General features: G+C 75.7%; 6 protein-coding genes. 2 read left to right on the top strand and 4 right to left on the bottom strand.

All coding sequences use genetic code 11. The features are described 5' to 3' along the window. Window positions 1-1,070: MFS transporter (locus ACFVXK_RS37185; RefSeq protein WP_389621372.1), on the bottom strand; the 1,070-nt coding region annotated here is incomplete at its 3' end. Between the two features lie 72 nt (window positions 1,071-1,142). Here ACFVXK_RS37185 and ACFVXK_RS37180 point away from each other — a divergent pair. Both ACFVXK_RS37180 and ACFVXK_RS37175 read left to right on the top strand, forming a co-directional pair. Then, window positions 1,143-1,898, top strand: a complete 756-nt coding sequence (locus ACFVXK_RS37180; RefSeq protein WP_389621369.1) for a DeoR/GlpR family DNA-binding transcription regulator — start codon at window positions 1,143-1,145, stop codon at window positions 1,896-1,898. A gap of 4 nt (window positions 1,899-1,902) precedes the next feature. Continuing rightward, complete coding sequence (locus ACFVXK_RS37175; protein WP_389621366.1) at window positions 1,903-2,541, top strand: HAD family hydrolase; 639 nt, start codon at window positions 1,903-1,905, stop codon at window positions 2,539-2,541. Between the two features lie 25 nt (window positions 2,542-2,566). Here ACFVXK_RS37175 and ACFVXK_RS37170 read toward each other — a convergent pair whose 3' ends face one another. The 3 genes from ACFVXK_RS37170 to ACFVXK_RS37160 all read right to left on the bottom strand — a co-directional run. Then, entirely contained in the window at window positions 2,567-3,307 is a 741-nt protein-coding gene (locus tag ACFVXK_RS37170) for an SOS response-associated peptidase (protein WP_389621363.1), read from the bottom strand. 78 nt (window positions 3,308-3,385) lie between these two features. Further along, window positions 3,386-3,691: an SHOCT domain-containing protein gene (locus ACFVXK_RS37165; RefSeq protein ID WP_389621361.1), complete on the bottom strand. Its 306-nt coding sequence runs from the start codon at window positions 3,689-3,691 to the stop codon at window positions 3,386-3,388. 119 nt (window positions 3,692-3,810) lie between these two features. Continuing rightward, on the bottom strand, window positions 3,811-4,280 hold a 470-nt coding region (locus tag ACFVXK_RS37160; protein WP_389621359.1), incomplete at its 5' end, for a LuxR C-terminal-related transcriptional regulator.

Raw genomic sequence — 4,280 nt, 5'->3', positions numbered from 1 at the left:
GGGCCGGCCAGCATGCCGAGGTAGCCGAGGCCCGCGACGCGGGAGACGTTGGCCCCGGCGGCGCCGGGGTCGGCGTGCCCGGCGGCGCTGAACAGCTGCGGGACGCAGCCGGACAGGCCCGCCCCGAAGAGGGTCCAGCCCGCCAGGGCCACCGGTACGGCGGGCGCGGCGATGGCCAGGGCGAGCCCGGCCCCCGCGAGCGCGGCTCCGTGGCGCAGGACGGCGACCGGGCCGGTCCGGGCGGCGAGGCGGTCGGTGAGGAGCCGGCCGGCGGTCATGGCGGTGGCGAAGGCCCCGTAGGCGAGCGCGGCGGTGGCGGCGGGGGCGCCGAAGGAATCCCGCAGGTGGAGCGCGCTCCAGTCGTTGGCGACGCCCTCGCAGAGCATCAGAAGGAAAGCCAGGGCGGCGAGCATCCGGATGCGCGGCGGAGTGCGGCGGCCGGTCCGGGTGTCCTCGGGCGGGGCCGCCGCAGCAGCGGGCTCCTGCGGCAGGAGGCCGGGCGTGAGCAGGAGGGCGAGGAGGATCCCGCCGAGCGCGGTGGCGCCCAGGGTGGCGGCGGGGGTCCGGCCCGCGCCGAGCGCGAGGGCGCCGGCCAGGGCGGCGAGAACGCCGCCGATGGAGAACACGGCGTGGAAGGCGGACATGACGGGGCGGCCGTAGCCGCGCTCGACCTGGACGGCGTGGGTGTTCATGGCCACGTCCAGGCAGCCGTTGCCGAAGCCGAGCAGCACCAGGGCCCCGCCCAGGGCCCAGGCGTCGGCGGCCAGCCCGGGCAGCACCACGGCTGCGCTGCACAGCCCCGCACCTGCGGGGACGATGCGGCGGGCGCCGAAGCGGTCGGTGAGCGGGCCGGCGATCCGCATCCCGGCGAAGGCGCCGGCTCCGAGGAGCAGCAGGAGCCAGCCGAGCAGGGCGTGCCCGACGCCGGTGCGCTGCTCCACCGCCGGGATGTGCACGATCCACATGCCCATGACGAATCCATTGAGGGCGAAGCAGGCGGTGGTGGCCGCCCGCGCCCTCCTGAGTGCGGTCGTGGGTGCGACCGCCGGTGCGGCCTTCTCCGTCTCCATACGATCGAACATAACAAACACCGACCCTGTTCGAAACTTGCTTTTCGAACACGCGGGTTGTTCAATCGGGGTATGAGTGCAGACCGCCTGAGGCAGATCACCGACGCCGTGCGCGCCCGGGGCAGCCGTAGCGTCGCCGAGCTCGCGGAGCTCACCGGCGCCTCCGAGATGACGATCCGCCGCGATCTGGAGGCCCTCTCCGAGCAGGGGGTGCTGGAGCGCTACCGGGGCGGGGCCCGCAGCCTGCTGCTGCGCGGCGAGGAGACGCCGTTCCCGCTGCGGGCCCGGGACGGGCTGGAGGTCAAGCGGCGCCTGGCCGCCGAGGTCGCGGCGCTGCTGGCGGACGGGGAGTCGGTGGTGCTGGACAGCGGGACCACCTGCCTGGAGGTCGCCCGCGCCCTGCACCACCGCAGGCTGACGGTCATGCCGCTGTCGCTGCACGCCGCCAACGCCCTGGCCGACGCGCCCCGCCTGACGCTGCTGCTGCCCGGCGGGGCGCCGCGCCGCGGGGAACTCGCCCTGACCGGGCCGCTCACCGAGGCCTCGCTCGCCGCCCTGCGCTTCGACACCGCGGTCGTCGGCTGCTGCGGCCTGACGGCGGCCGACGGGCTGACGGCCTACGACCTGGCGGACGCCGCCGTCAAGCGCGCGGCGATCGCCTCGTCCCGCCGGGTGGTGGCCGTCACCGAGTCGGCGAAGCTCTCCCGCACCGCCCTGGCCCACGTCCTGCCCGCCTCGGCGCTGCACGCCGTGGTCACCGACGCGCAGGCCCCGCAGGACGCGACCGACGCGCTGGCCGCGGCCGGCGTCACCGTACGGAAGGTATGAGCGCATGACCGAGACCGAGACCGAGACCGGGACCGGGACCCCCCGGGTCCTCCTCTTCGACATGTTCGGCGTCATCGCCCGGGTGCAGTCCCCGGCGGGCCGGGCCCGGCTCGTCGAGGCGGCCGGGGCCGGGGTGTCCGGGACGGAGTTCTGGGAGGCGTACTGGTCGCTGCGGCCGAGCTACGACAGCGGCCGGGTGACCGCGACCGGCTACTGGCAGTCGGTCGCCGGGGCCCTGGGCACCCGCTTCGACGCGGACCGGACGGCCGCGCTCGTCGCGGCCGACGTCGAGAGCTGGAGCGCGGTGGACGAGGAGATGGTGGCCCTGATCGGGGGGCTCGCGGCGTCCGGGCGGACGGTCGCCCTGCTGTCGAACATCCCGGAGGAGCTGGCCGTCCACTACGAGCGCCACCACCCCTGGCTGGCGCACTTCCGGGTGCGCGGGCTGTCCTGCCGCATCGGGCACGCCAAGCCCGAGCCGGCGGCGTACGCGTGGTGCCTGCGGGAGCTCGGCGTACCGGGCGAGGGCGTGCTGTTCGTGGACGACCGCGAGGAGAACGTCCGCGCGGCCCGGGCCCTCGGCATGCGGGGCCACGTCTTCACCTCGGCAGGGGCCCTGCGCACGGCGCTCGGCCTGTCCTGAGGCGCCGGGCACCGCGCACCGCGCGTCAGGTGGGGCCGGGGGCGTCGGCGAGGAGTTCCGGGCCGTTGTTGCGGACGCTGTTGACCGCCGTGGTGACCGCGCGGGCCCGCAGGCGGCCGGCGGCCGGGGTGGTGAGGAGGGCGCGCAGGGCGGACGGGTCCTCGTGGGCGGGGTCCAGCCATGCGTCGTAGTCGGCCGGGGCGAGGGCCAGGGGCATGCGGGGGTGGACGCGGCCGGCGGCGTCGGTGGCCTCGGTGGTGATGACGGTGCAGGTGGACCACCAGGCCGCCGGATCGTCGGGGTCCGCGACGCCGGGGTCGCGCCAGAACTCGTACAGGCCCGCCATCGCCATCAGGGACCCGTCCTGCGGGCTGATGAAGTACGGCTGCTTGTAGGCCTTCGCCGTGGCGGTCGCCGGGACGGCCTCCCACTCGTAGAAGCCGTCGGCGGGCAGCAGGCAGCGGCGTTTGGCGAAGGCGCGGCGGTAGGCGGGCTTCTCGCCGACGGTCTCGACCCGGGCGTTGATCATCCGGGCGCCGCCGTCCGGGCTCTTGGACCAGGACGGCACCAGCCCCCAGCGCAGGGCCCGCAACTGCCGCTCCAGGAGCCCGCTCTCCCGGTCCGCGCGCTCCAGCACGGCCCACACCGGGTCGGTGGGGGCCACGTTCCAGCTGGGCGGCAGGACCAGGTCGGGGGCGGGCGGGGCGGCGCCGAAGAGGCCCGTCAGGTCCTCGGGGCTTCGGGTGGAGACGTAACGGCCGCACATGCCCCCAGCCTGCCATGCGTTCCCGGCCCGGGCGCGGTGCCGACCGGGCGCGGTGCCGGCCCGGGCGCGGTGGCGGTCTCAGGCCGGGCCGTCCTTGAGGGAGCGGCCGAACTGTTCGTCCAGCACGGACAGGCGGCGCCAGTACTCGTCCTCGTCGATCTCGCCGGAGGCGAAGCGCCGGCCCAGGACGGCGATCGGCGAATGTCCGGCGGGGACGCCCTCGCGGGGCGCCTGCCACGGTGAGCGGCGGCCGCCGCGCCAGGCGGTACGGCGCAGCACGGTCACGACGGTGACCACCACCGCCGCCCAGAGCAGGGGGGCCAGCAGGATCCACGGGCCGGGCCCGTCGTAGGCGAGGGTGGTGAGGGGGGTGAGGGTGTTCATGACGTTCGGCTCCTCGGGGCTCGCGGTGTCTCGTCTTCTTCTTCCGAGACTGGCCCCGGGAGCACGTCCGGGGCGTCCTACGGCCGGCTGCACCACGGATACTTCCGCCGCAGTAGCGGTCAGCCGAGCCAGCCGGGGCGGACCAGGCCCGACTCGTAGGCCAGGACCACCAACTGGGCCCGGTCGCGGGCGCCGAGCTTGACCATCGTGCGGCTGACGTGCGTCTTCGCGGTGAGCGGGCTGACGACCAGGCGGCGGGCGATCTCCTCGTTGGACAGGCCCATGCCGACCAGGGCCATCACCTCCCGCTCACGGTCGGTGAGCCGCTCCAGCCCCTCGGCGGAGGCCGGTTCGCGGGACCGGGCCGCGAACTCGGAGATCAGGCGGCGCGTGACGCCCGGGGAGAGCAGCGCGTCACCGGCGACCACCGCCCGCACCGCGCGCAGGAGTTCCGCCGGCTCGGTGTCCTTGACGAGGAAGCCGGAGGCGCCGGCGCGGATGGCCTCGAAGACGTACTCGTCGAGCTCGAAGGTGGTCAGCATGACCACCCGGACGTCCGCGAGCGCGCCGTCGGCGGTGAGGGCACGGG

Source organism: Streptomyces sp. NPDC058157 (genome assembly GCF_042884105.1).
Lineage (GTDB): Bacteria > Actinomycetota > Actinomycetes > Streptomycetales > Streptomycetaceae > Streptomyces.
The sequence above is the reverse complement of the archived record's forward strand: the minus strand, read 5'-3'. Positions and strand labels throughout refer to the sequence as shown.